Origin of the sequence: Marisediminitalea aggregata (genome assembly GCF_900129565.1) — a bacterium.
Lineage (GTDB): Bacteria > Pseudomonadota > Gammaproteobacteria > Enterobacterales > Alteromonadaceae > Alteromonas > Alteromonas aggregata.
This window is the reverse complement of record NZ_FQWD01000006.1, coordinates 283,815-306,169: the sequence shown is the minus strand read 5'-3', so window position 1 is coordinate 306,169 and position 22,355 is coordinate 283,815. Positions and strand designations below refer to the sequence as shown.

The following is a 22,355-nucleotide window of genomic DNA, read 5'->3' as shown; positions in this document are numbered from 1 at the left end:
GTGTGATAAAAAAGGCGGCTAGTTAGCCGCCTTAGTATTATTACAACGTTGTTGGCCGCGTTGTCGGCGCCGATGCGGCGTTAGACGCACTGGCGATGGTTGCCAATCTACCTGATACAATCAGCGCAGGGCGTTGATCGTCCTGCTTGGCAGTGAGTGCAACGTCAACAACCGGGTCATTCACCTCAGCCGGGTTGGCCATAGGGTGAGACACGTTGAATTTGCCTAAGCTGCTGGCCATGTGAACAACGGCTGCTGGTTTTGCTACAGGCGCAGGCTTCTCTGCTGGTTGAGCTGGCGCTTCAACTACTGGCTCAGCTGCTTCAGGCTCACTGGTTTCAGCAACTGGCTCTGCATTCGCAGGCGCTTCGGCTTCTTCAGTTTGAACTGATTCAACAGGTGTAGTTTCTGCTGCTTCTGATTCTTCCGCAACAGGGGCTTCTGCCTCACTTGCCGCTTCTGTTGATTCAGCTTCTACAGGCGCAGTTTCAGTGGTTGCTTCAACCACCTCTGCCTGGGGCGCTTCAGACTCAACAGCAGCTTCAGGTTGTGTTTCCTCTGCTACTTCTGTTTTCTCTACTTCTGCAGGCGCTTCCGGGGCCTTAGGGGCTTTCTCTTCAGCAACAGTGGCTTCAACTGGAGCGTTGTCTGCATCCAGATTGATTTCTACCTGCTTAGGCTCAGACTCGGCTTCAGTTGATTCTGCGCTGCTTTCAGGCATATCGAACTGTAGCTCATCCTGTTGCACAGCTGGAGTGGCTTCTGCATCAGCTTCAGGTGCCTTGTCCTTCTTGCGACGCTGGCCAGCTGCACGAGCGTGACGAGGTGAGCGACGGCTGCGGCTACGTGCGCCTTTTTCCGATTTCGCTTTGTCTTCGTCAGACTCAGTTTGTTCGCTGGTTTCAGCTTCATTTGCTACAGCCGGAGTTTCAGCGTCTTTCGCTGTTGGCGCAGCTTGCTCATTAACAACTTGCTCAGCAACAACGGCTTCTGCCTGAACAGGTGTGTTAACTGCATTCACTTCAGCAGCTTCCTGTTCATTGCTTTGCGTCGCTTTCTCGGCAACTTCAGCTTTAACAGCATTAGCTTGTTGTGCTTTTACGTTCTCGTCCAGCGCGTTCTCTGAAGCTGCAGATTGCGCCTGGTTGTTCTTCGCTCGAACACTGCCTTTCATGTTACGACGCTGGCGACGTTCTTTGACCACTCTTTTCTTCTCGGTAGCCTGTTCTGACTCATTCGTCTTAGCAGTTGCTTCTACCGCATTGGTGTTGTCAGCGGCTTTATCCGACTGTGGCTTACGAGAGCGATTGCGACCGCGGTTATTACGTTCGTTGCGATCCTGACGCGGCTTGCTATTACCAGTAGACTCATTTTTGTTGTCTTTCTCTGGCGCATCTGTGGCCTTGTCGTTGGTGTTCTTACGACGGTTTTTGTTGTTGCGCGGATTACGACGCTTGTCGTTCTGACGCTTGCGATTATTCTGACCACTGTTGCGGCCTTTTTTCGGCTCTGGCTTAGGCGCTTCTTCTTCGCTGCTGAACAACTTGCTCAACCAATTGCCAAGTGCGGCGAATAAGCCGGGTTTTTCTTCTGCTTTAGCTTCAGGTGCCGCTGCTGGCACTACTGGTGCCTGGGTAGGCGCAATCAGGCCTTTTAACGCGGGTTCTTCGCGTTTAACCGGCGTTGCTGTACTGGATTTAGTTTCCTCGGCTTCTGCTTCGGCCAGTTGCACGTTGTAGCTGGCATCTGTGATGACATCGTCGGTGCGGTGACGAACGATTTGATAATGCGGCGTATCGAAGTTCGGATTAGGAATAATCAGCAAGCTGACGTTGTGGCGTTTCTCGATATTCTGAATTGCTTTACGCTTTTCATTCAGCAGGTAAGTGGCCACAGGGACAGGCAATTGCGCTTCAATCTGACCTGTATTGTCTTTAATACTCTCTTCTTCAAGAATACGCAAAATCGACAGAGCCAGTGATTCAGTACCGCGGATGGTACCGTGACCTGAACAGCGAGGACATACATTGTGTGCAGACTCACCCAGAGACGGACGCAGGCGCTGACGAGACATTTCAAGTAAGCCGAAGCGCGAGATGCGGCCTAATTGAACGCGAGCGCGGTCAGGGCGAACCGCTTCTTTGATTCGGTTTTCTACTTCACGTTGGTGACGCACTGGTGTCATATCGATAAAGTCGATAACGACCAGACCACCCAGGTCGCGCAGACGCAATTGACGTGCGATTTCGTCGGCGGCTTCCAGGTTAGTGTTTAATGCGGTTTCTTCGATATCGCCGCCTTTGGTTGCACGGGCAGAGTTGATATCGATAGAGGTCAGGGCTTCGGTTGGGTCAATAACAATTGAACCACCCGACGGCAGGCGCACTTCGCGTTCAAACGCCGACTCGATCTGACTTTCGATTTGGTAGTGACTGAACAAAGGCACATCGCCTTTGTACTGTTTTACACGGTTCGCGAAGTCCGGGCGAACCAACTGAATGTGTTGCAATGCCTGTTCGTAAACGCTGGTTTTATCAATCAGGATTTCGCCAACATCGCGGCGCAAATAATCGCGGATTGCACGAACAATAACGTTACTTTCCTGGTGGATCAGGAAGGGAGCAGGGCGCTCTTCCGCTACTTTTGAAACCGCTTCCCAATGGGTCAGCAGAACGCGTAAATCCCAGTCCAGTTCTTCATAAGATTTGCCTACACCCGCGGTACGAACGATCAGGCCCATGCCATCTGGCAGGTCTAATTTCGATAAAGCCGCTTTCAGGTCGGTACGCTCATCACCTTCGATACGGCGAGAAATACCGCCAGCGCGAGGGTTGTTTGGCATAAGTACCAGGTAGCTGCCAGCCAGCGACAAGAAAGTGGTTAACGCCGCGCCTTTCTGGCCGCGTTCTTCTTTGTCGATCTGAACAATAACTTCCTGACCTTCCTTGATCACATCTTTGATGTTAGGACGGCCTTCAAGCTTGTAGTCTTTAGGGAAATAGGTTCGGGCAATTTCTTTGAGGGGAAGGAAACCGTGGCGTTCAGCGCCGTAGTCAACAAAAGCCGCTTCCAGGCTGGGTTCTACGCGAGTGATTTTACCTTTGTAAATATTGGCTTTTTTCTGCTCGTGTCCAGGACTTTCGATGTCCAGATCGTACAGGCGCTGCCCGTCGACCAAGGCTACCCGCAACTCTTCTTGTTGAGTTGCATTGATTAGCATTCTTTTCATTGTATCTAACTCTGTAATAGTGCTTACAGCCGCCTAGATACACAATTGTGTTGACTGTGCAAAACCTCACCGCGCAACCTCTCGTTGGGCGGGGATCCTGTTGTACGTTGTATTACCCTTAGTTTTGTCCGCCAAAGCCTGTTTTCAGCTTGGTGTTCTGTCTGTTATTGGGTGTCGGGAACAACGGGCCCTGATTCACTTTTTCTTGGTAGGTACCGACATTAACTTCTGAGAGTCAGTACGCTTTTGTCAATTCAATTCTGTATTACTAAACGGCAAAACGATTTTCGCTCTTATCGTGATAGTTGTCGAAGCGGGCAAGTGCCATCGCTGCGTTCTTCCCTCATTGCTTTCATGATTCACTTACGGATTAACCGTTACACATGAGGACATCACGATGTGTTGTTAAACTTTTTTAGGTTTAACGTTGATTATTTTAACATCGCGCGAGACAGTTAATTTGAGTGTCGTTGCAGTTAAAACATTAAGATTATCGCACCAAAGTTCGAAAATAGGCAAGTAATACCGATTAATACTGCGAATAAAGCCTGTTTTCGGCCAATCCGCAGGTTAAAAAATAGCCATGTTGACCAGGCTTACAGTCATACGAACTGTAATACGAAGAAAGTTTACTTAAATCGCTTACGCACCGACAAGCGATAGGATAAAATGCCGCCGCATGAACACATCGAATCAATCTCAAGTGCACAATCAAGTCCAGTTTATTGAAGCCGAGCCCGATCTCGCGGGGCAGCGCATCGATAACTTTTTACGCACACAGTTAAAAGGCGTACCTAAAAGCCTTATTTACCGCATTCTTCGCAAAGGCGAAGTCAGGGTAAATAAAAAGCGGGTAAAGCCTGAATACAAATTACAGCCCGGCGATGTTATTCGTATACCGCCGGTGAAAGTCAGCGAAAAGCCAGAAGCACCTTCACCAAAGCTGAACAAAATTGCCAGTCTGGAAGAACACATTCTGTTTGAAGACGACCACCTTATTGTCTTCAATAAACCGTCTGGTTTGGCTGTTCACGGTGGTAGCGGGTTGAGTTTTGGCTTAATTGAAGGATTAAGGGCGCTGCGTCCTCAGGCCAAATTCATGGAACTGGTGCACAGACTCGACCGCGATACGTCGGGGTGTATTTTGGTAGCTAAAAAGCGCTCGGCGTTGCGTCATATGCATGAACAGCTTCGCGAAGGCAAAATGGATAAGCGCTATCAGGCATTGGTAAGCGGCGCATGGCCGGAAAACCGGTTTAAGGTAAAAGCGCCGCTGCAAAAAAATGTGCTGCAGTCGGGTGAGCGATTGGTGAGTGTGTCAGAGCAGGGTAAACCGTCTGAGACGCGCTATCGTATACTTGAACGTTATGCGCAGGCGACCTTGGTTGAAGCGTCACCCATAACAGGTCGTACTCACCAAATCCGTGTGCACTGCCTACACGCTGGTCATCCGATTGCCTGTGACGATAAATACGGCGATGCCGGGTTCGATCAGGCCATGCAGAACATCGGGTTAAACCGTTTGTTCCTGCATGCTGCTAGTTTGCGTTTGTTTCATCCTAAAACCGAGCAGCCTGTTACGTTTCACGCACCGCTGGATAAGGTGCTAACCCGAACATTAGAGAGTCTCAATGAAGCAGTATGAATTAATCATTTTTGACTGGGACGGCACGCTGATGGATTCAGCAGCCAAAATTGTGCATTGTATGCAACAAGCAGCCAGGCATTGTGAGGTTGACGTACCCAGTGATGAAGCGGTTAGCCATATTATTGGGATCAGCCTGAAGCCCGCTATTAAGCAACTTTTTAACACCGACGATGACCACCTGGCCGAGCGTCTGGTACTGGCGTATAAAGAAGTCTATCTAGGGGTAGACACCACACCCTGTCCGTTGTTTAACGGTGTGGAAACGATGCTAAGTGATTTAGTTGCAAAGCAACGCACCCTGGCCGTTGCCACGGGTAAGGCGCGAAGAGGCCTTGAGCGAGCCTGGCGTCAAACTGGCACCGGGCACTACTTTACAACATCGCGTTGTGCTGATGAGGCAGAGTCTAAGCCGTCGCCGGATATGCTGTTACAGTTAATTAAAGAACGCGGACTAACACCTGCTCAGGCGCTCATGATTGGCGATACCACCTATGATATGCAAATGGCCCAGTCCATTGGCATGGACAGGGTAGGGGTAAGCTACGGCGTGCATGCACAGGTGCACCTGGAAAAACACAAACCCAAAGCCATTGTGCATTCAATAGCAGAGTTGCATGAGGTACTGACAGCATAAGGGCTGTCAGTGTCTTATATCAGTCGCTTTTGCAGGTAACAGTGTTTAACGAAGCACAATACTGGCTAAATCAATCTGCCATTTAGCCAGCATATCCCTCAGCAGCATAACCGGCATACCAATTAACGTATTGGGATCGCGGGATTCAATGCGTTCAAACAGCAATACGCCTTTTCCTTCAGACTTAAAGCTGCCAGCGCAGTCATAGGGTTGCTCACTTAACAGATAGCGCTCTATTTGTGCTTCGGTTAGCTTTTTAAAGGTCACCTTAACGGTTTCACATTCTGTCAGCGTTGCATGTTTAGCGTTATGCACCAGACTCAGCGCGGTGTAAAAGGTAACAGTATTCCCTGAACAGAGTGTCAATTGCTCAATGGCGTTGGGCAAATTACCCGGTTTTCCCAGCGTATGCAGTTTGCCTGTTGCATCGGTTACCGCAGCAACCTGATCGCCACCAATAACAACGGCATCCGGGTAGTCCGCCGCAATTTGTTCAGCTTTGGATTGAGCAAGGCGGCAAGCCAGGGCTTCCGGTGCTTCGCTGTCTCGCGGGGTTTCGTCTATCGACGGTGAAATGCCCGGTAATTGCAGGCCTATATTGGCCAGCTGCGCCAGTCGGTACCGTGACGAAGAGGCAAGAATGAGTCTTGGGTAAGATTTTTTACTCATAAATTCAGTCGTTTAATTTATTATCGTTATAGTAGTCCGGTGGTGAGCGGTCACCCCGGTTTATAGCAATAGTGTAGCGGAATTTAAGCGCTGGTTTTAGCTTTTTAACGTGAAATTGGTTGCCTTACCCGCTCAGAACCAGTGTAAAATTGCAGTCAGTCCGGATATTAATGAAAAAGTCCATTAATCCTTTGACAGTAAAGGGTTGACGCTATATTATGCGCGCCCTATGCAGAAAGTGAAATTACCTTACCAGATCGATCCGGTCAAAAGCGCGTTAAAACGCTCCGATTATAAGGGCGTGTTGGCCGTTAAAGATATGGAACGATTAGTCGGTTCAGTTGTCAGTTATGACGAGTGGGTCGAAGTGGAAGTGCAGTTCAAAAAAGACGAGCAGGGTCTTACTGTTTTCCACGGCACACTGGATACTAAGGTGGCACTTATCTGTCAACGGTGTAATGAGGCATTCGATTGTCCACTTCACGTAGAGTTTTGTTACAGTCCAGTGCAGGGACAACAAGACGCAGAAGCATTACCCGAAGCCTATGATCCGGTAGAGGTCGGCGACCATGGAGAAGTCAGTCTGCTTCAATTATTTGAAGACGAGCTGATTTTGTCTTTGCCTATTGTGCCCTTTCATGCAGAGGAAGTGTGTACAGTGACAAGCGATGACATGCAGTTCGGTGAGATTGAACCGGAACAGAAGCAACCAAACCCTTTCGCGGTTTTGAAAGAACTTAAGCGAGACCAGGAGTAAGTTATGGCAGTACAACAAAATCGTAAAACGCGTAGTAAGCGCGGCATGCGTCGCTCACACGATGCGTTGACAGGCGCGACTTTGTCTGTCGATTCAACGTCGGGTGAAACACACCGCCGTCACCACGTGACCGCTGATGGTTACTACAAAGGCAAAAAAGTCATCGGTAACTAAGTTACTGGTGCCGACATTTTGTCTAGACTAACCATTGCGTTAGATATCATGGGGGGCGATCATGGTCCCCCTGTTATCCTTTCCGCTGCAAAGCAAGCTATTCAAACACTTCCCGATGTACAGTTTATTCTGTGCGGTCGCGAAGAGATCATATCTCCCGCATTAGAAGATTTAACCGACGACCAGCGTCAGCGCGTCGTAGTGCAGCACTGCGAACAATCGGTTGAAATGGGAGAGGCCCCCACGTCAGCGTTACGTAATAAAAAGCAGTCGTCCATGCGTAAAATGCTTGAGCTGGTTGAAGCCGGCGAAGCGCACGCCTGTGTCAGTGCCGGAAATACTGGTGCGCTGTTAACGCTCGCGTTTTACGTGTTGAAAACACTCCCCGGCATCGACCGGCCCGCATTGGTATCTGATATGCCTACGGCGAGTCATCACCGGGTGTTTTTGCTGGACCTGGGCGCCAACGTCAATTGTACCTCTGAGATCCTGTTTCAATATGGTGTCATGGGCTCTGTACTGGCTGAACAAATCAGCGGTATTCAACAACCCCGCGTAGCACTGTTAAACGTGGGCGAAGAAGATATTAAAGGCAACGCGCAAGTCAAATACGCCGACCAGCTGTTTCGAAATGCGCGGGGCTTAAATTACATCGGCTATGTGGAAGGTGATGACATCTTTACCGACAACGCCGATGTAGTGGTAACCGACGGTTTTACTGGCAACATAGCGCTTAAGTCTTGTGAAGGACTGGCCAAACTGGTAATAAATGAAGTGAAGCGTCAGTCTCAGGAAAGCTTTTTCAGTCGATTAATGGCACGAATTGCCCTTCCACTGTTAAAAACCGTCTACAACCGGGTGAACCCCGACCAGTATAACGGTGCCAGTCTGTTAGGATTGCGCGGCATTGTGATAAAGAGCCACGGTAACGCCTCGGCAGACGCATTCTACTATGCCATCCTGCAAGCCAAGCAGGAAGCTGAGATGAACGTACCAGAAAAAATAAAAAGTAAAATAGAAACCGTTTTATTGGAGCAACTTTGAGCAAATTTTCACGTATTATCGGGACGGGAAGTTATTATCCCAGTGATGTGCGCACCAATGCTGATCTCGAAGTCATGGTGGACACCAGCGACGAATGGATTACAGACCGCACCGGTATCAAAGAACGCCGCATAGCCGGCCCGCACGAAACGGCCGCTACTATGGGCGCCGAAGCCAGCAAAAAAGCATTTGAAGCGGCGGGCATTGATCCAAAATCTATCGACATGATTGTGTGTGCAACAACGTCAGGCCGTTACGCCTTACCCAGCAGCGCATGCGAAATCCAAAAAATTCTTGGGCTCGACAATATTCCAGCTTTTGATGTTGCTGCAGCCTGTGCTGGCTACTGTTATGCGTTAAGCGTCGCTGACCAGTATATAAAAAGCGGCATGGCCAAGCGTATATTGGTAATCGGTACCGATTGTTTAAGCCGTTTAGTTGACCCGTCTGATCGCACTATGGTGATTTTGTTCGGTGATGCTGCAGGTGCAACGGTTATTGAAGCCAGTGACGAGCCTGGTATTTTATCTACTCATATTAACGCAGCTGGTTCTTACGCTGATTTGTTGTATGTGGGTAACCCTACGCGTGGTGACGAGCAGTCTGTCCACGAAAACTGGGGCGTCATGAAAGGCAATGAAGTCTTTAAAGTGGCGGTCACCAAACTCTCTGAGGTAGTAGAGCAGACCCTGGCTGCAAATAATATGGCCAAATCTGATCTTGACTGGTTGGTGCCTCACCAAGCAAACTTCCGAATTATTAAAGCGACAGCGAAAAAGCTGGATATGTCATTAGATCAGGTCGTTCTGACGCTGGAAAACTATGGCAATACCTCAGCGGCGACCGTTCCTACGGCGTTAGACACCGCTGTGCGTGACGGCAGAATCCAACGTGGCCAGCACTTACTGCTGGAAGCATTCGGCGGTGGTTTTGCCTGGGCATCTGCATTAGTGCGCTACTAAGCGCACCAGATGTAATTCGACCTTAATCAGAAAAATAATAAGGAATTCTTATGTCTCGTATCGCCTGCGTATTTCCCGGTCAAGGATCTCAGACGGTTGGCATGCTGAAAGAACTTTCAGAAACACATGCTTCGATTATCGATACATTTTCTCAAGCCTCAGCAGTATTAGGTTACGATTTGTGGGCGTTGGTACAAAACGACGCTGAAAAACTGAATGAAACACAAGTCACACAACCAGCGTTACTGACTGCCAGTGTGGCTATTTATCGCCTACTTGCCGAACAGGGTATCGAGCCTGAATACATGGCTGGTCACAGTTTGGGTGAATACTCGGCGTTAGTTTGCAGCGGTGCAATGGCATTTGAAGATGCCGTTAAGCTGGTTGAAGCGCGTGGACAATTTATGCAGCAAGCTGTCCCAGCGGGTGCGGGCGCTATGTATGCCATTATTGGACTGGACGACGACGCAATTGCCGATATCTGTAACGAAACGGCCATTGCGACAGGTGATGTGGTTGCGCCGGTCAATTACAATTCACCTGGTCAGGTGGTAATTGCAGGTGAAACTAAAGCCGCTGAACAAGCCGCGGCGGCCTGCAAAGAAGCGGGTGCCAAGCGCGCATTACCGCTGTCGGTTAGCGTACCTTCGCACTGCGAATTAATGCGTCCGGCCGCAGACCAGTTAGACGACGCCCTTGCCAGCATTACGTTAAGCGAGCCATCTGTAAAAGTGGTTAACAACGTAGACGTTGCAGTAGAAAGCAACCCGGATAATATTCGCAACGCATTGGTGCGTCAGCTTTATTGCCCGGTACAGTGGACGAAAACCGTTGAGTTTTTAGCCGCTGAAGGCATCGACACCATTATTGAAGTAGGTCCGGGTAAAGTATTGACCGGGCTGGGCAAGCGCATTGCTAAATCGATTAATTATTCCGCTATCAACACACCTGACACGCTGAGTGCGTGGCAGGAAGCGTAAACAGGAACGTAACAACATGAGTGATTTACAGGGTAAAATTGCGTTAGTTACTGGTGCCAGTCGTGGTATTGGTAAAGCGATTGCCACACAACTGGCAGAGCAGGGCGCAATTGTTATTGGTACTGCAACCAGCGATGCCGGTGCTGCCGCTATTACAGAGTACTTGCAAGCGTCAGGCGGTAAAGGCATGACACTGAATGTAACCGAGCCAGGCGCATCTGAAGCCTTGGTTAAAGCCATTACAGACGAATTTGGCGCGGTTGAGATTTTAGTGAATAATGCCGGTATCACACGCGATAATCTGCTAATGCGCATGAAAGATGACGAATGGCAAGCGATCATGGATACCAACCTGACGTCTATCTTTTCATTGTCAAAAGCCGTTTTGCGTGGAATGATGAAGAAGCGTTTCGGTCGCATTGTGTCGATCGGATCGGTAGTAGGTTGTGCGGGTAACGCTGGTCAGGCAAACTACGCTGCTGCAAAAGCGGGTGTAATCGGCTTTTCTAAGTCGTTGGCACGCGAAGTTGCTTCGCGTGGCATCACGGTTAACGTGGTCGCGCCTGGATTTATTGATACTGATATGACAAAAGCGCTGAGCGACGAACAACGCGAAGCGATTTTTAAAGATATTCCGGCGAACCGTTTGGGTCAGCCAGAGGAAATTGCCGCGACAGTCAGCTTCCTGGTAAGCACTGGCGCAGCATATATAACAGGTGAAACCATTCAGGTGAATGGTGGCATGTATATGGGATAAGTCTGAGTTTGCGTGTTTTATGCAAAGAACATTGACACGCAACGAGATAAATCCTTGAATGTAAAAATCTTGTTGATTAAACTTGGTTAGCTGCTGGTTTGACCAGGCCATTTGTTTCTACTGGTTGCTTGCAAGGTTAAGACTTGCAAAATAAACTAGCGGCATTTTTTGTATCTAGTGACGTTAAGGGAAACCTAGAATTATGAGTAACATTGAAGAGCGCGTAAAAAAAATCATCGTTGAGCAGCTTGGTGTTAAAGAAGAAGAAGTTAAATCCGAAGCATCGTTTGTTGATGATTTAGGCGCTGACTCGCTTGACACTGTTGAGTTGGTAATGGCGTTAGAAGAAGAGTTCGACACTGAGATTCCAGATGAAGAAGCTGAGAAGATCACGACTGTTCAGTCTGCTATCGACTACATCAACGCAAACAAAGACGCGTAAGCATCTTTTTCCAGATAAAACGGCTCGATAACGAGCCGTTTTCTGTTTACCTTCCTTATAAGTTCCAATGCGAGGGCATTTTGTGACAAAACGTCGCGTAGTGGTTACTGGTCTGGGTATGCTTTCCCCTCTGGGTTTGTCGGTCGACAAGACCTGGACACGCCTGTTGGCGGGTGAAAGTGGGATCGGTGAAATCACCCATTTTGATTGCAGTGAATATTCAACCCGGTTTGCAGGTCAAATCAATGACTTCGATCCGCAAGAATATATCGATAAAAAAGAAGCCAAGAAAATGGACCGCTTTATCCAACTGGGGATTGCAGCGGGTAAACAGGCTTTAGCCGATTCAGGCTTAGCGGTTACCGCCGACAATGCGCACCGGGTAGGTGTGGCTATTGGATCGGGTATCGGTGGCCTCGAACAAATTGAACAGAATCACGTGAAGTTGATGAACAGCGGACCACGTCGTGTGTCGCCTTTCTTTGTTCCATCAACGATTACTAATATGATTTCAGGCTTCCTGTCTATTATGGAAGGACTGAAAGGGCCTAACCTGAACATCGTGACAGCCTGTACTACAGGTGTACACAACATCGGTGTTGCGGCCAGAACCATCGCTTATGGCGATGCTGATGCCATGTTGGCAGGTGGTGCGGAAGCGACCATCACGCCGCTGGGTATTGCAGGTTTCGCTGCAGCACGCGCGTTGTCTGCGCGTAACGATGCTCCACAACAGGCAAGTCGGCCATGGGACAAAGACCGTGACGGTTTTGTTATGGGTGAAGGTGCTGGCGTGGTTATGCTGGAAGAGTATGAATCAGCGGTCGCTCGCGGCGCCACGATTTATGCAGAGCTGGTCGGTTTCGGTATGAGTGGTGATGCGTATCACATGACCTCTCCGCCAGAAAACGGCGAAGGCGCAGCAGCTTCAATGGTAAATGCCATTAACGATGCGCAAATCGAACCGGAAAAAATCGGTTACATCAATGCTCACGGTACTTCTACACCTGCTGGTGACATTGCAGAAGTTTCTGCAGTGAAAGGCGTATTTGGTGAGCATGCGCATAACCTTTTAGTGAGCTCTACAAAGTCGATGACAGGCCATTTGTTAGGTGCAGCGGGTTCCGTAGAAGCCATCTTCACCGTGTTGGCACTGCGCGACAAAATGGCGCCGCCAACCATTAACCTGGACAATCCGGGCGAAGGTTGTGACCTAGACTTCGTTGCGCACAAAGCAAAAGGTTTTGAAGAAGATTACGCACTGTGTAACTCCTTCGGCTTTGGCGGTACTAACGGCAGCTTGATTTTCAAGCGACTGTAATTACTGCGTAAACAATCAAGATAAACGGAAGCTTCGGCTTCCGTTTTTGTTTTGGAACAGAGTAAATTTCCCGCCCAATTACTGATATACTCGCCAACATTATGGATATTTTTGTTTAGCAGGACATGTCAGAGTCTGTGTCATTACAACCACTCGACCAGTTTGCGTTAAACGATCGTTTAGCGAACTATGGTGACGGTGTATTTACCACTATGCACGTATCAGAAGGCCGTGTCGGCTTGCTGTCTCGTCACGTATCGCGATTAGTTAACGACGCTGCCGCACTGGGCATCACAGTCACCGCCACCGCAATAGAAGAGGTTATCCGTACTGCCATGCAACAACAGCAATATGGCGTGCTCAAGATTTTATTAGGCAGTGGTCAGGGCGGCAGAGGCTATTCACGACCAGGGCAAGCGGCTGTCTCGCTGGCAGTAAGTTGGCATGCCGTGCCTGCTTTGTACGAAACATGGCGTCAACAAGGGATCGCTCTGGCGGTGTCCCCGGTTACGCTGGCGCATCAACCTTTGTTGGCAGGTTTGAAGCATGCTAATCGCCTTGAACAAGTGTTGGTTAAACGCGCCATGCAAACCATGGACTGTGATGATTGTGTTGTCACAGACGCTAATGCTACAGTCATTGAAGCCAGTGCGGCTAACCTGTTTTGGTTTAAAAAGGGCGTTTGGTTTACGCCTGATTTGTCAAAAGCAGGGGTAAATGGGGTTATGCGACAGTTTATACTGGAGCACACCGAACACGTCGAAGTGGGGGAATATCACCTGCGAAATTTGTACGACGCTGATGCAGTCATGCTGTCAAATGCGCTTATGCAAATTGTTCCTGTCCACTCGTTGGTCAATGCACATTCTTCAGAAATACATGAGTACTCTCTGGCCCCCGTAAAAGCGCTGCAGCAATCACTTGCCGGCGCCTACAAACAGGAATGTATCCGTGCGTAAGTTTATTATTCTGGTGCTATTGCTGGTCGCTACCGTTATGACACTGAACGGTTGGTTTCAGTATCAGACGAACAAACCCTTACTGGTTGAAGAGGCCGTACACTATACCTTGCCTGCCGGACAGTCTGCGATAGCCACCATTAACGATTTCGAACAAAAAGGCTGGCTCCCCATGTCTCGCCGTGTGGCCAGAGTATGGTTGAAGCTGGTAGCCAGAGACACACATATTCGTGCCGGTACTTACGAAATTCAACCCGGTAGTAATCTTGAAGCGGTGTTCTCGTTGCTGGCTTCGGGGCAAGAAGTGCAATATGACATTACGCTGATAGAAGGACTGACTTTTGACCAGTGGCTGCAAACACTGGCAGACAGTGAATGGTTAGACAATGATCTGACCGCTGAGCAACTGCAGCCCATTCTGGATAGCTGGCAACCTTATGCCAAACAGCCAGTTACATCGCTGGAAGGGTTGTTACTGGCCGATACATACCATTTCACCAACGGTACCAAAGCGAGCGAAATTGTGCAGCGAGCGTCAGACGCCATGCAGGCATTTTTGCTGAAACGGTGGGAACAACGCCTGGGTGGATTGCCTTACAACGCGCCGTTTGAAGTGTTGATTATGGCGTCGATTATTGAAAAAGAGACCGCGCTTGAATTCGAGCGCATGCATATTGCGGGTGTGTTTGTGAATCGTCTTGAGCGCAATATGCGTCTGCAAACTGACCCCACCGTTATTTATGGCCTTGGCGACCGCTTCGACGGCAATCTAACGCGCAAGCACCTTCGGGAAGACACGCCTTACAACACATACGTGCACAAAGGCCTGCCACCCGGGCCCATTGCGATGATTGGTAAAGCGGCAGTAGAAGCGGCCTTGCTGCCGGAAGTGACTGAAGATTTGTATTTTGTGGCAAAAGGCGACGGCAGCCATGTGTTTTCGGCCACGCTGCAGGCGCACAATCAGGCGGTCAGGCAGTACCAGTTAAAGAAAGAGGATAAGTGATCGCCCATGAGCGGAAAGTTTATAGTTGTTGAAGGCCTTGAGGGCGCAGGGAAAAGCTCGGTGATTGCACTGATTGAGACGTTAGTGAATGCAAAAGGACACAAGACCATAACCACCCGAGAGCCCGGTGGTACGCCTATGGCCGAAGCCATTCGTGAATGTGTAAAGCAGAACTGGCAGGAAACCGTGGTTGAAGAAACCGAATTAATGCTGATGTACGCAGCGCGGGCGCAATTGTTGGCGAATGTAATCAAGCCAGCATTGGCGAACGATACCTGGGTAATTGGCGACCGCCATGATTTATCGTCGCAGGCATACCAGGGCGGCGGGCGCGGAATTTCGCAAACAACCCTTACAACACTGCGGGACCTGACGTTAAAAGGCTTTAGCCCGGACTTAACCCTGTATCTGGATGTGGAGCCGGCAACCGGCCTGGCCCGGGCCCGAGGTCGTGGCGAACTGGACCGCATAGAGTTGTCCGGTCTGGCGTTTTTCGAGCGTACCCGTGCTCGCTATCAGGCACTGGCTGAGCAGGATGACAGCATTGTTACTATAAGCGCAATGCAGGCAATGCCCGATGTACACCAGCAGGTAAAAGAAGTGGTGGAGCAATTTCTGCAATGATCACTGAAGCCGCGTCTGAACATTTACTGCCCTGGCTGGTATCGACCCGCCAGGCCTTAATGCAGCGCTTTTTACAGCACAGTTTGCACCACGGTTTATTGTTGAGCGGTCCTGAAGGGATTGGTAAACGCCAGTTAGCCAATGCTTTGATGAAAGGACTGTTGTGCTTGCAGCCCTCGGAGCAGGGGGAGTGCGGACAATGTCAAAGTTGCAAGCTCGTCAGTGCCGGGACTCATCCTGACCATCATGTGTTAGAGAGTGAAAAACAACTTGGTGTTGACGCTATTCGAAGTGGTATCGCCAAGTTAAATTCCACCGCTCAGATAGGGCGTCACAAAGTGTTGTTGATACCGGTGGCCGACAAGATGACCGAGGCGGCCTCGAATGCGTTACTTAAAACCCTCGAAGAGCCCACCGACAACACGTACTTAATCCTAATCACCAGTAATCTTAACGCGTTGTTGCCTACCATCTTAAGTCGCTGTGAAAAACATCAACTTGCGTTGCCGTCCGTTAGCCAAAGTTTAAACTGGCTCGCTACTCAGGGCGACTTTGACGTGACAGAAGCGCTGTTGCAAGCCTATGGCAATGCGCCACTCAGAGTGTTGAGTGCGCTGCAGGATGAAGCGGGTTTGTCCTATCGTGAATTTACCGATGGTTTGGCTGACATGTTGTCGGGCAAAGCCGATATCACGGCAATTGCGGCTAAGTGGCAGGGCAGTGCAGAACTCGTTATTGACTGGTGCCAGCAGTATTATCATGATCAGTATCGCGCGCAGTTACGTAGCAGTGACTTCGAGCGGTATCAGCAATGTATCGGGTTTGCCCGGCGGGCTCAGCACCCGGGAATCAACAAAACATTGCTGCTAACCCAACTCTTTTCTCAACTTATTCAACAGTAAGAGGCCAATTTTGTTTGTTGACTCACATTGTCATTTAGATCGTTTAGACAAATCACCTGAAGCATTGCGCGAAACGCTGGATTTTGCCCGCCGTCGCGGTGTAGAACACTTTTTGTGTGTGTCTGTCTCTGTCAATGATTACCCAATGATGGTAGAAACGGTCGCTGAGTTTGATGATGTCTCTGTGTCGTGTGGTGTGCACCCGTTACATCAGGATGAAGCCTGCAGTTACGAAGCGTTGCTTGCCGCAGCCAGCGATGACAAGGTCGTCGCGATTGGTGAAACCGGCCTCGATTATTACTACAGTGCAGATACCCGGGAGGTACAGGTACAGTCGTTTATTGATCACATCCGAGTGGCCAATGAAACGGGTAAACCACTGATCATTCATACCCGTGACGCGCGTCAGGAAACCATTGAACTATTAAAAGCACACCTTGCACCCGGCACGCAGGGCGTATTGCACTGCTTTACAGAAGATCTTGCAATGGCAGAAGCTGCCATCGAGCTTGGGTTTTACATATCCTTGTCGGGCATTGTGACCTTTAAATCTGCCGCTGAATTACAGGAAGTGGCCAAAGCGATTCCCCTTGAGCGGATGCTCATCGAAACCGACTCTCCGTGGTTGGCACCAGTTCCGTATCGCGGTAAGCCGAATCAGCCCGGTTACGTGGTTGAGGTTGCTGAATTTATTGCTAACTTACGGGGTATTTCGACAAAAGCCCTGGCCGAAGCAACGACGGCGAATTTTTACCGCCTGTTTTCGTTGGCAACTTCAACTGAGAAAGTAGCAAGCGCATGAGTGTCTGGCGGCAGCGTCTGGTAAAGAGTCTGTATCAAACTCGCAGCACGCCGGAAAGTCGCTATTTTCAGCTGGCCACGCAGTCACCCGATGGCAGTTTACACAATCGCACCGTGGTTTGCAGAGGACTGGATGAAAATCGGGATGCCTTGTGGTTGATCACCGATACCCGCAGTCAAAAGTGGCAAGACCTTCAACACAATCCTCATGCAGCGGTGTGTTGGTACATCGCGAAAACCCGAGAGCAGTATCGCTTTACGGTGAGTTGTGCGCTGTTGACCATGGAAAGTGATGAGGCCTTGTGTAAACAGCACTGGGAGCGATTATCTGAGCCCGCCAAGGCGCAGTTTTTGTGGGGCAAGCCCGGTGAATTGCGGGCAAATCCAGAACAAGCGTTGGTCGCGGAACAGACTGCTACAGACAAGCCACCATCGCAGTTTGGGGTGGTGAGACTGGATATTTCCAATGTCGATTACCTGAGTTTGAAGGGCAATCCGCAAACCCGGGAACGTTACCGCCTTGACGGTGAACAATGGCAACTCGAAACCATTATTCCTTAACCGGAGCTCGATGATGTCTGTATCCTTGTTTGCCGGCGACATCACCCTTGCCAACGTGGACGCCATAATAAATGCGGCGAACCCGCAGTTATTGGGAGGCGGGGGCGTTGACGGTGCTATACATCGGGCTGCAGGACCGGCTTTGCTGGCAGCTTGCAAGCAAATTCCTGATGTCGATGGCATCCGTTGCTCGTTCGGTGAAGCCAGGTATACCGAAGCCGGTAAACTCTCTGCCCGTTACGTTATTCACACAGTGGGCCCTATTTATGCCCGCGATCCTGAACCCGCTGAAACACTTGCCCGTGCTTATACCAATAGCTTTAAACTCGCGCTGAAACTGGGATGTACCACCATTGCGGTACCGGCAATTTCCTGTGGTGTTTACGGGTATCCCCATAAACAAGCCGCTGATATCGCAATCAGTGTGGCATCAGTTTACGCGGCATCGCTTTCAATTACGTTTTATCTTACCGACAGGGATGTGATGCTTGCTTTTGAGCAGGCTCTATCACGCCAACAACACGCCCAGCAATAGCTTTACTTAAAATGTTACTTGTAACATACTGGTTGTTGCGGAGGCGCTATGAATAAAAAGAAAACACTGACACTTCAAGATATTGCAGACGAACTTGGTATTACGAAAATGACGGTCTCGCGTTATTTTCGAGAGCCTGAGCGCGTTGCTAAAGCCACCAGAGAGCGGATTGCGAATATCGTTGAAACGCAGGGCTTTGTACAAAACAGGGCACCGGCATTGATGTCAAAAGCCATAAGCAAAACTATCGGCGTTGTGATCCCCTCGTTATCCAATCAGGTTTTCTCTTCTTTGGTTGAAGGGGTTGAATCCATCACTCAACCAGCGGGTTTTGATATCTTGCTTGCGCACACGGGGTATGACCCGCGTGTTGAAGAACGCAAGGTAGCCATGTTGTTGTCTTATCGCGTTGATGGTCTGATTTTGTGTGAAACTACGCACACCCCTAAAACCATCAATATGATTAAACAGTCTGGTATTCCTGTGGTGGAAGCGATGGAAATCCCGGACGTGCCACTGGATATGGCGGTTGGAATGGATCACCGCCAGGCATCCTACGAGACGGTTAGCGAAATGCTCAAGCGGGGCTGTCGCCATGTTATCTACCTCGCCGCACGGCTCGACAATAGAACACGTCTGAGGCAGCAGGGCTACGAACAGGCTATGTGGGAAGCCGGGCTGACACCATCCAGTGTTGCAACGCCATTTCATTCCAGTTTTACGCAAGGGCAGGCGTTAATGAGGCAGGCTCTGGATAATTACAGTCGTGTAGATGGGGTGTTTTGCACCAATGACGATCTTGCTATTGGTGCAATGCAATATTGTATGGAGAAGGGCATCCGTATTCCGGCGGATATGGCCGTCGTCGGTTTTAATGCGTTGGATATTGGCCAGGCGATGAAACCCAAACTCACCAGTGTTGTGACACCGCGCGAAGAAATGGGTAATAAAAGCGCACAGCTGCTTATTGATGCAGTAAACGGCAAGCGCAGTGCAACCTCTACGTATGATTTAGGCTACTCGCTTATTAACGGCAACAGTTGGTAAGCCTGCTGCACTACCTCATGTAACGGGGCTGAAATGTCGATAGAAATGACATCGTTTTCCATTTCGCCGGGAGGTTCGAGGGTTTCAAACTGACTTTTTAACATACCGGCCTTCATAAAGTGGCCCTGACGCGCGGTCATTCGCTTTTCGATGAGTGTGTAGTCGCCCTGCAAAAATACAAAAGTCAGATTCGCAATGTGTTGACGGAAGACATGGCGATAGCTGTACTTCAATGCAGAACATACGACAACGACATTTTCACCCGAAGCCAGATATTTATTGCTCTGCGCGCATATTTCATGAAGCCAGGGGGCTCTGTCTTCGTCGGTGAGTGGTTCGCCTTTGGCCATTTTTTCGATATTGTGAGCAGGATGTAGATCATCTCCATCTATGAAAACCGCGTTGCACCGCTCGGCGAGCTGCTCTGCAACACTGCTTTTCCCACTTCCACTGACGCCCATTACGACAATACAGCGGTTTAGCCCGGATTGATTGGATAAAGTCATACCTGCCACTTGTTTGTTGTTAAAAAAATGTTTATCTTAATGTTATGCGTAACATTGTAGCCATGCTACACAGAATGTAAATCACAATTTGCGCAATAGTTTAAGTAGGTGAGGAGAATTACGTGGAGCAGGGGATGTTACTGTTTACCGGGCTGGCAATGATACTAACATTGATGTTTCTGGTGATTGTTGTGCGCATGCATGCATTTATTGCATTAATATTGGTGAGTTTGATAACAGCCGTATTCAGCGGTGTAAATACAGCCGACATAGTGCCTGTCATGCTATCCGGGTTTGGCGGGACACTGGCTGCGGTGGCATTGCTTGTCGGGTTGGGTGGCATGATCGGTAAATTACTGGATGCCAGTGGTGGAGCTGAAGTCCTGGCAAAACGTCTGGTTGATTTATTCGGTGAACAACGGGCGCCGTTAGCATTGGGCGTTGCGTCTTTGCTGTTTGGCTTCCCGATTTTCTTTGACGCCGGTTTAATTGTGATGATGCCGATATTGCTGACTGTCGCGCGAAAGCTAGCCATATCGACGCTGTCGTTGGTGTTACCCGCTGCCGGGGCGTTTGCGGTAATGCATGCGTTTGTACCGCCGCACCCAGGGCCTGTGGCCGCTGCTGATTTGCTCGGCGTAAATATGGGTTTATTGCTGCTGGTTGGCGTGCTCGTTGCGATCCCTACCTGGTACCTGGGCGGCTATTTGTATGGTTTATATGCGGGTACAACATTTAGACTGCCTGTCCCGGCGTGGTTTACCTCTCAGTCAATGGCGAACACCACCAAAACAACCCCTTCCTTTAGCCGGGTGCTGGCTATTCTGCTGACGCCTTTTCTACTGATTTCACTGGATACCGTGGCCAATACTTTGCTAACGTCAGGCGTATTAACGCCCAATGACGCGCTGTCGGCTATTCGGGTATTGGGTAAGACGCCTGTCGCGCTGTTAATTACCTTATTGCTAACGTTGTGGTTGTTACGCGTGCAGTTTACGCGTACGCAACTGGAGTCTTTGTGTAACGATGCGCTCGGTCCATTGTGCGCAGTGATTTTAATTACTGGTGCTGGCGGTATGTTCGGCGGCGTGCTTCGGGCATCTGGGATTGGTAATGCCCTTGCTGAACTGCTGGCCGATACCGGGCTCCCCATTATCGTTGCGGCATTTGTGTTGTCTTCTTGTATTCGGGTGGCACAAGGTTCAGCAACGGTAGCCTTAACCACCACTGCGGCTTTACTGGCACCGGTTGTGTCTGCGCAAACTGGCCTGTCGGCCATGGACTTATGTTGCATTGTTATTGCCATAGCCGGTGGTGCAACCGTGTTGTCTCACGTTAACGACTCCGGGTTTTGGCTGGTATCAAGACTGCTTGAAATGGACGAAAAAACCACTCTGAAAACCTGGACTGTGATGGAAACATTGCTAGGTAGCATAGCCTTTATGCTGGCTGCATTATTGAGTTGGTTGTTCTAGTGGTACTGAAGGTAGTTCGGCGGTAATTCTGATTGGGGCGCATTGTCGCCCCCTTTTAAGCGAGAGGCAGGTCGCGCTTTTCTTTCAAAGTAGGAGCTACCGGAAACTGACTGTCAGCTAAACCGAAAACGCAAATGGCCGGTATTCGAATCACTTAATCGCTAGGTCGTCTGGAGCTGGTAGCCCGAATTCTGCCAGCGCCAGGTCGTAGGTTCCGGCCTCAACACCATTGAGCGGTGCGAAATTAGGCGCTTCACTGGCAACAATAAGCGTTGGGGTAAACAGTTGCGGCCGCGTTAGCGCAATAATGGCTGGTATAAACGTAGGGTATTTGGTGAGCGGGCCACCTAATACAAACATATTTGGGTTCATTATTGTTGCCATGGAAGCAATGATGCGGGAAATAATGATGAGGGCAGGGTGTGTGGTCAGGTCATCGCCGGCTTCGAGCGCTTCCTGTAATTTGTGTTTGTGCACATAATCCTGCAGGTTAACGCCTTCTTCAATCATGATATGACCCAATTCACCGGCCATACCCGCTGCGCCACGAATCAGGTGATTGTCGAAATACACACCGCCACCAATACCTTCACCAAAGTAAATGAACACAAAGTCGGATTCGTGTCTGGCAATGCCGTTGGCCTTTTCTGCCAGCGTTGCCCAGTTCACGTTATTATCTATGGTGACAGGGCACTGAAAATGACTATGGAGAAGGTGTTTGAAGTTAATCTCGTGGATCACCGTGAATTGGGAAAAGGGCAGTGCGATAATTTCACCGGTTGTAGTATTTACCGGTGTGGCTACCGATACACCAATTGCCAGTAAAGGCGCTTGCTGATCGTTAAGCGACAGTTCAACGATTTGAATTATCGCTTTAATAAAGTCCTGCTTGTCCCAGCCTGGGTCAATGGTAAAGCTCTGGTCGCGAATTACACCCAGCGCCAGATTGGTCAGCCTGAGCTGTATTTGTTTTACGTCAATCGCCAAAGCCAGAATAATGCCTTTTGACGCGTTGATTTCATAAATAATACCGGCCCGGCCTTGTTTATTTTGTGTTTTTCGCTTTGTTTCGTTTACCAGTCCAAGCTTTACCAGACGTTGTGCAGACTCAGATATCGTCGGTCTTGAAATGCCGGTTAATTTTGCAATGGATGCACGGCTCATTGGGCCATGCTGTTTAATGGTGTGAAAGAAATGCCTGTCTGGCATTAGCGCTAAATGTGCGCGCTTTTCTGATTTTTGCGATCCGTTGTCTTTATTATTTTGCATTGTAGTGTCATTGCTCTGGCAAAGTCATTTTCTGGCATTGGCCTACATAATGT

General features: G+C 49.5%; 23 protein-coding genes. 19 read left to right on the top strand and 4 right to left on the bottom strand.

All coding sequences use genetic code 11. The annotated features are described in order from the left end of the window. Positions 1 to 40: 40 nt before the first annotated feature. Entirely contained in the window at positions 41 to 3,229 is a 3,189-nt protein-coding gene (gene rne, locus BUB81_RS18005; protein WP_175555834.1) for a ribonuclease E, read from the bottom strand. 679 nt (positions 3,230 to 3,908) lie between these two features. Between rne and rluC the strand changes: the two genes are divergently transcribed. Continuing rightward, complete coding sequence (rluC, locus tag BUB81_RS18000) at positions 3,909 to 4,874, top strand: 23S rRNA pseudouridine(955/2504/2580) synthase RluC (RefSeq protein ID WP_073324731.1); 966 nt, start codon at positions 3,909 to 3,911, stop codon at positions 4,872 to 4,874. Then, entirely contained in the window at positions 4,861 to 5,511 is a 651-nt protein-coding gene (locus BUB81_RS17995; RefSeq protein ID WP_073324730.1) for an HAD family hydrolase, read from the top strand. The genes rluC and BUB81_RS17995 overlap by 14 nt, the downstream gene beginning before the upstream one ends. Before the next feature lie 45 nt (positions 5,512 to 5,556). Here BUB81_RS17995 and BUB81_RS17990 read toward each other — a convergent pair whose 3' ends face one another. Then, on the bottom strand, positions 5,557 to 6,180 hold the full coding sequence (locus tag BUB81_RS17990) for a Maf family protein (RefSeq protein WP_073324729.1): 624 nt from the start codon (positions 6,178 to 6,180) through the stop codon (positions 5,557 to 5,559). Positions 6,181 to 6,409: 229 nt separating this feature from the next. Here BUB81_RS17990 and yceD point away from each other — a divergent pair, with 229 nt between their 5' ends. From yceD to BUB81_RS17910, 16 genes are all read left to right on the top strand, one after another. Then, positions 6,410 to 6,937, top strand: coding sequence for a 23S rRNA accumulation protein YceD (yceD, locus tag BUB81_RS17985; protein WP_073324728.1), 528 nt, complete (start codon positions 6,410 to 6,412; stop codon positions 6,935 to 6,937). A 3-nt stretch (positions 6,938 to 6,940) separates the two neighbouring features. Beyond that, positions 6,941 to 7,111, top strand: a complete 171-nt coding sequence (gene rpmF / locus BUB81_RS17980) for a 50S ribosomal protein L32 (protein ID WP_073324727.1) — start codon at positions 6,941 to 6,943, stop codon at positions 7,109 to 7,111. Between the two features lie 18 nt (positions 7,112 to 7,129). Continuing rightward, positions 7,130 to 8,155, top strand: coding sequence for a phosphate acyltransferase PlsX (plsX, locus tag BUB81_RS17975; RefSeq protein WP_073324726.1), 1,026 nt, complete (start codon positions 7,130 to 7,132; stop codon positions 8,153 to 8,155). Continuing rightward, on the top strand, positions 8,152 to 9,117 hold the full coding sequence (locus BUB81_RS17970; protein WP_073324725.1) for a beta-ketoacyl-ACP synthase III: 966 nt from the start codon (positions 8,152 to 8,154) through the stop codon (positions 9,115 to 9,117). The genes plsX and BUB81_RS17970 overlap by 4 nt, the downstream gene beginning before the upstream one ends. 50 nt (positions 9,118 to 9,167) lie before the next feature. Then, the gene (gene fabD / locus BUB81_RS17965) at positions 9,168 to 10,097 is read left to right on the top strand and encodes an ACP S-malonyltransferase (RefSeq protein WP_073324724.1); all 930 of its coding nucleotides are present in this window, start codon (positions 9,168 to 9,170) and stop codon (positions 10,095 to 10,097) included. A 16-nt stretch (positions 10,098 to 10,113) separates the two neighbouring features. Further along, positions 10,114 to 10,854 carry a 3-oxoacyl-ACP reductase FabG gene (gene fabG, locus BUB81_RS17960; protein ID WP_073324723.1) on the top strand — a complete coding sequence of 247 codons (741 nt, stop codon included), beginning with the start codon at positions 10,114 to 10,116 and terminating at the stop codon, positions 10,852 to 10,854. 202 nt (positions 10,855 to 11,056) lie between these two features. Continuing rightward, entirely contained in the window at positions 11,057 to 11,296 is a 240-nt protein-coding gene (acpP, locus tag BUB81_RS17955) for an acyl carrier protein (protein ID WP_018981476.1), read from the top strand. Between the two features lie 82 nt (positions 11,297 to 11,378). Next, positions 11,379 to 12,617 carry a beta-ketoacyl-ACP synthase II gene (gene fabF, locus BUB81_RS17950; protein WP_073324722.1) on the top strand — a complete coding sequence of 413 codons (1,239 nt, stop codon included), beginning with the start codon at positions 11,379 to 11,381 and terminating at the stop codon, positions 12,615 to 12,617. 137 nt (positions 12,618 to 12,754) lie between these two features. After that, on the top strand, positions 12,755 to 13,576 hold the full coding sequence (pabC, locus tag BUB81_RS17945) for an aminodeoxychorismate lyase (RefSeq protein WP_175555833.1): 822 nt from the start codon (positions 12,755 to 12,757) through the stop codon (positions 13,574 to 13,576). Next, positions 13,569 to 14,582: an endolytic transglycosylase MltG gene (gene mltG, locus BUB81_RS17940; protein ID WP_073324720.1), complete on the top strand. Its 1,014-nt coding sequence runs from the start codon at positions 13,569 to 13,571 to the stop codon at positions 14,580 to 14,582. Before pabC ends, mltG begins: the two co-directional genes overlap by 8 nt. A 6-nt stretch (positions 14,583 to 14,588) precedes the next feature. Next, the gene (gene tmk / locus BUB81_RS17935) at positions 14,589 to 15,206 is read left to right on the top strand and encodes a dTMP kinase (protein WP_073324719.1); all 618 of its coding nucleotides are present in this window, start codon (positions 14,589 to 14,591) and stop codon (positions 15,204 to 15,206) included. Then, positions 15,203 to 16,108 (top strand): DNA polymerase III subunit delta', encoded by a 906-nt coding sequence (gene holB, locus BUB81_RS17930; RefSeq protein ID WP_073324718.1) that lies wholly within the window; start codon positions 15,203 to 15,205, stop codon positions 16,106 to 16,108. The genes tmk and holB overlap by 4 nt, the downstream gene beginning before the upstream one ends. A gap of 10 nt (positions 16,109 to 16,118) precedes the next feature. Further along, on the top strand, positions 16,119 to 16,910 hold the full coding sequence (locus BUB81_RS17925; protein ID WP_073324717.1) for a TatD family hydrolase: 792 nt from the start codon (positions 16,119 to 16,121) through the stop codon (positions 16,908 to 16,910). Continuing rightward, positions 16,907 to 17,470: a pyridoxamine 5'-phosphate oxidase family protein gene (locus BUB81_RS17920; protein ID WP_073324716.1), complete on the top strand. Its 564-nt coding sequence runs from the start codon at positions 16,907 to 16,909 to the stop codon at positions 17,468 to 17,470. The genes BUB81_RS17925 and BUB81_RS17920 overlap by 4 nt, the downstream gene beginning before the upstream one ends. 10 nt (positions 17,471 to 17,480) lie before the next feature. Continuing rightward, positions 17,481 to 18,005: a macro domain-containing protein gene (locus BUB81_RS17915; protein WP_073324715.1), complete on the top strand. Its 525-nt coding sequence runs from the start codon at positions 17,481 to 17,483 to the stop codon at positions 18,003 to 18,005. Between the two features lie 48 nt (positions 18,006 to 18,053). Continuing rightward, entirely contained in the window at positions 18,054 to 19,052 is a 999-nt protein-coding gene (locus tag BUB81_RS17910; RefSeq protein ID WP_073324714.1) for a substrate-binding domain-containing protein, read from the top strand. On the opposite strand, the gene BUB81_RS17905 is transcribed toward BUB81_RS17910, so the two are convergent. After that, positions 19,022 to 19,558 (bottom strand): gluconokinase, encoded by a 537-nt coding sequence (locus tag BUB81_RS17905; protein ID WP_073324713.1) that lies wholly within the window; start codon positions 19,556 to 19,558, stop codon positions 19,022 to 19,024. The two genes, BUB81_RS17910 and BUB81_RS17905, sit on opposite strands and share 31 nt — an antisense overlap. A gap of 122 nt (positions 19,559 to 19,680) precedes the next feature. Between BUB81_RS17905 and BUB81_RS17900 the strand changes: the two genes are divergently transcribed. Further along, positions 19,681 to 21,033 carry a GntP family permease gene (locus BUB81_RS17900; protein ID WP_342742644.1) on the top strand — a complete coding sequence of 451 codons (1,353 nt, stop codon included), beginning with the start codon at positions 19,681 to 19,683 and terminating at the stop codon, positions 21,031 to 21,033. A 150-nt stretch (positions 21,034 to 21,183) separates the two neighbouring features. Here BUB81_RS17900 and BUB81_RS17895 read toward each other — a convergent pair whose 3' ends face one another. Next, positions 21,184 to 22,302: an ROK family transcriptional regulator gene (locus BUB81_RS17895; RefSeq protein ID WP_073324712.1), complete on the bottom strand. Its 1,119-nt coding sequence runs from the start codon at positions 22,300 to 22,302 to the stop codon at positions 21,184 to 21,186. Positions 22,303 to 22,355: the final 53 nt, after the last annotated feature.

Excerpts from the sequence above, each read along its gene's own strand:
- rne (WP_175555834.1), bottom strand. The coding sequence starts at position 3,229 with ATGAAAAGAATGCTAATCAATGCAACTCAACAAGAAGAGTTGCGGGTA.
- rluC (WP_073324731.1), top strand. The coding sequence starts at position 3,909 with ATGAACACATCGAATCAATCTCAAGTGCACAATCAAGTCCAGTTTATT.
- BUB81_RS17995 (WP_073324730.1), top strand. The coding sequence starts at position 4,861 with ATGAAGCAGTATGAATTAATCATTTTTGACTGGGACGGCACGCTGATG.
- BUB81_RS17990 (WP_073324729.1), bottom strand. The coding sequence starts at position 6,180 with ATGAGTAAAAAATCTTACCCAAGACTCATTCTTGCCTCTTCGTCACGG.
- yceD (WP_073324728.1), top strand. The coding sequence starts at position 6,410 with ATGCAGAAAGTGAAATTACCTTACCAGATCGATCCGGTCAAAAGCGCG.
- rpmF (WP_073324727.1), top strand. The coding sequence starts at position 6,941 with ATGGCAGTACAACAAAATCGTAAAACGCGTAGTAAGCGCGGCATGCGT.
- fabD (WP_073324724.1), top strand. The coding sequence starts at position 9,168 with ATGTCTCGTATCGCCTGCGTATTTCCCGGTCAAGGATCTCAGACGGTT.
- fabG (WP_073324723.1), top strand. The coding sequence starts at position 10,114 with ATGAGTGATTTACAGGGTAAAATTGCGTTAGTTACTGGTGCCAGTCGT.
- acpP (WP_018981476.1), top strand. The coding sequence starts at position 11,057 with ATGAGTAACATTGAAGAGCGCGTAAAAAAAATCATCGTTGAGCAGCTT.
- tmk (WP_073324719.1), top strand. The coding sequence starts at position 14,589 with ATGAGCGGAAAGTTTATAGTTGTTGAAGGCCTTGAGGGCGCAGGGAAA.
- holB (WP_073324718.1), top strand. The coding sequence starts at position 15,203 with ATGATCACTGAAGCCGCGTCTGAACATTTACTGCCCTGGCTGGTATCG.
- BUB81_RS17920 (WP_073324716.1), top strand. The coding sequence starts at position 16,907 with ATGAGTGTCTGGCGGCAGCGTCTGGTAAAGAGTCTGTATCAAACTCGC.
- BUB81_RS17915 (WP_073324715.1), top strand. The coding sequence starts at position 17,481 with ATGATGTCTGTATCCTTGTTTGCCGGCGACATCACCCTTGCCAACGTG.
- BUB81_RS17910 (WP_073324714.1), top strand. The coding sequence starts at position 18,054 with ATGAATAAAAAGAAAACACTGACACTTCAAGATATTGCAGACGAACTT.
- BUB81_RS17905 (WP_073324713.1), bottom strand. The coding sequence starts at position 19,558 with ATGACTTTATCCAATCAATCCGGGCTAAACCGCTGTATTGTCGTAATG.
- BUB81_RS17895 (WP_073324712.1), bottom strand. The coding sequence starts at position 22,302 with ATGCAAAATAATAAAGACAACGGATCGCAAAAATCAGAAAAGCGCGCA.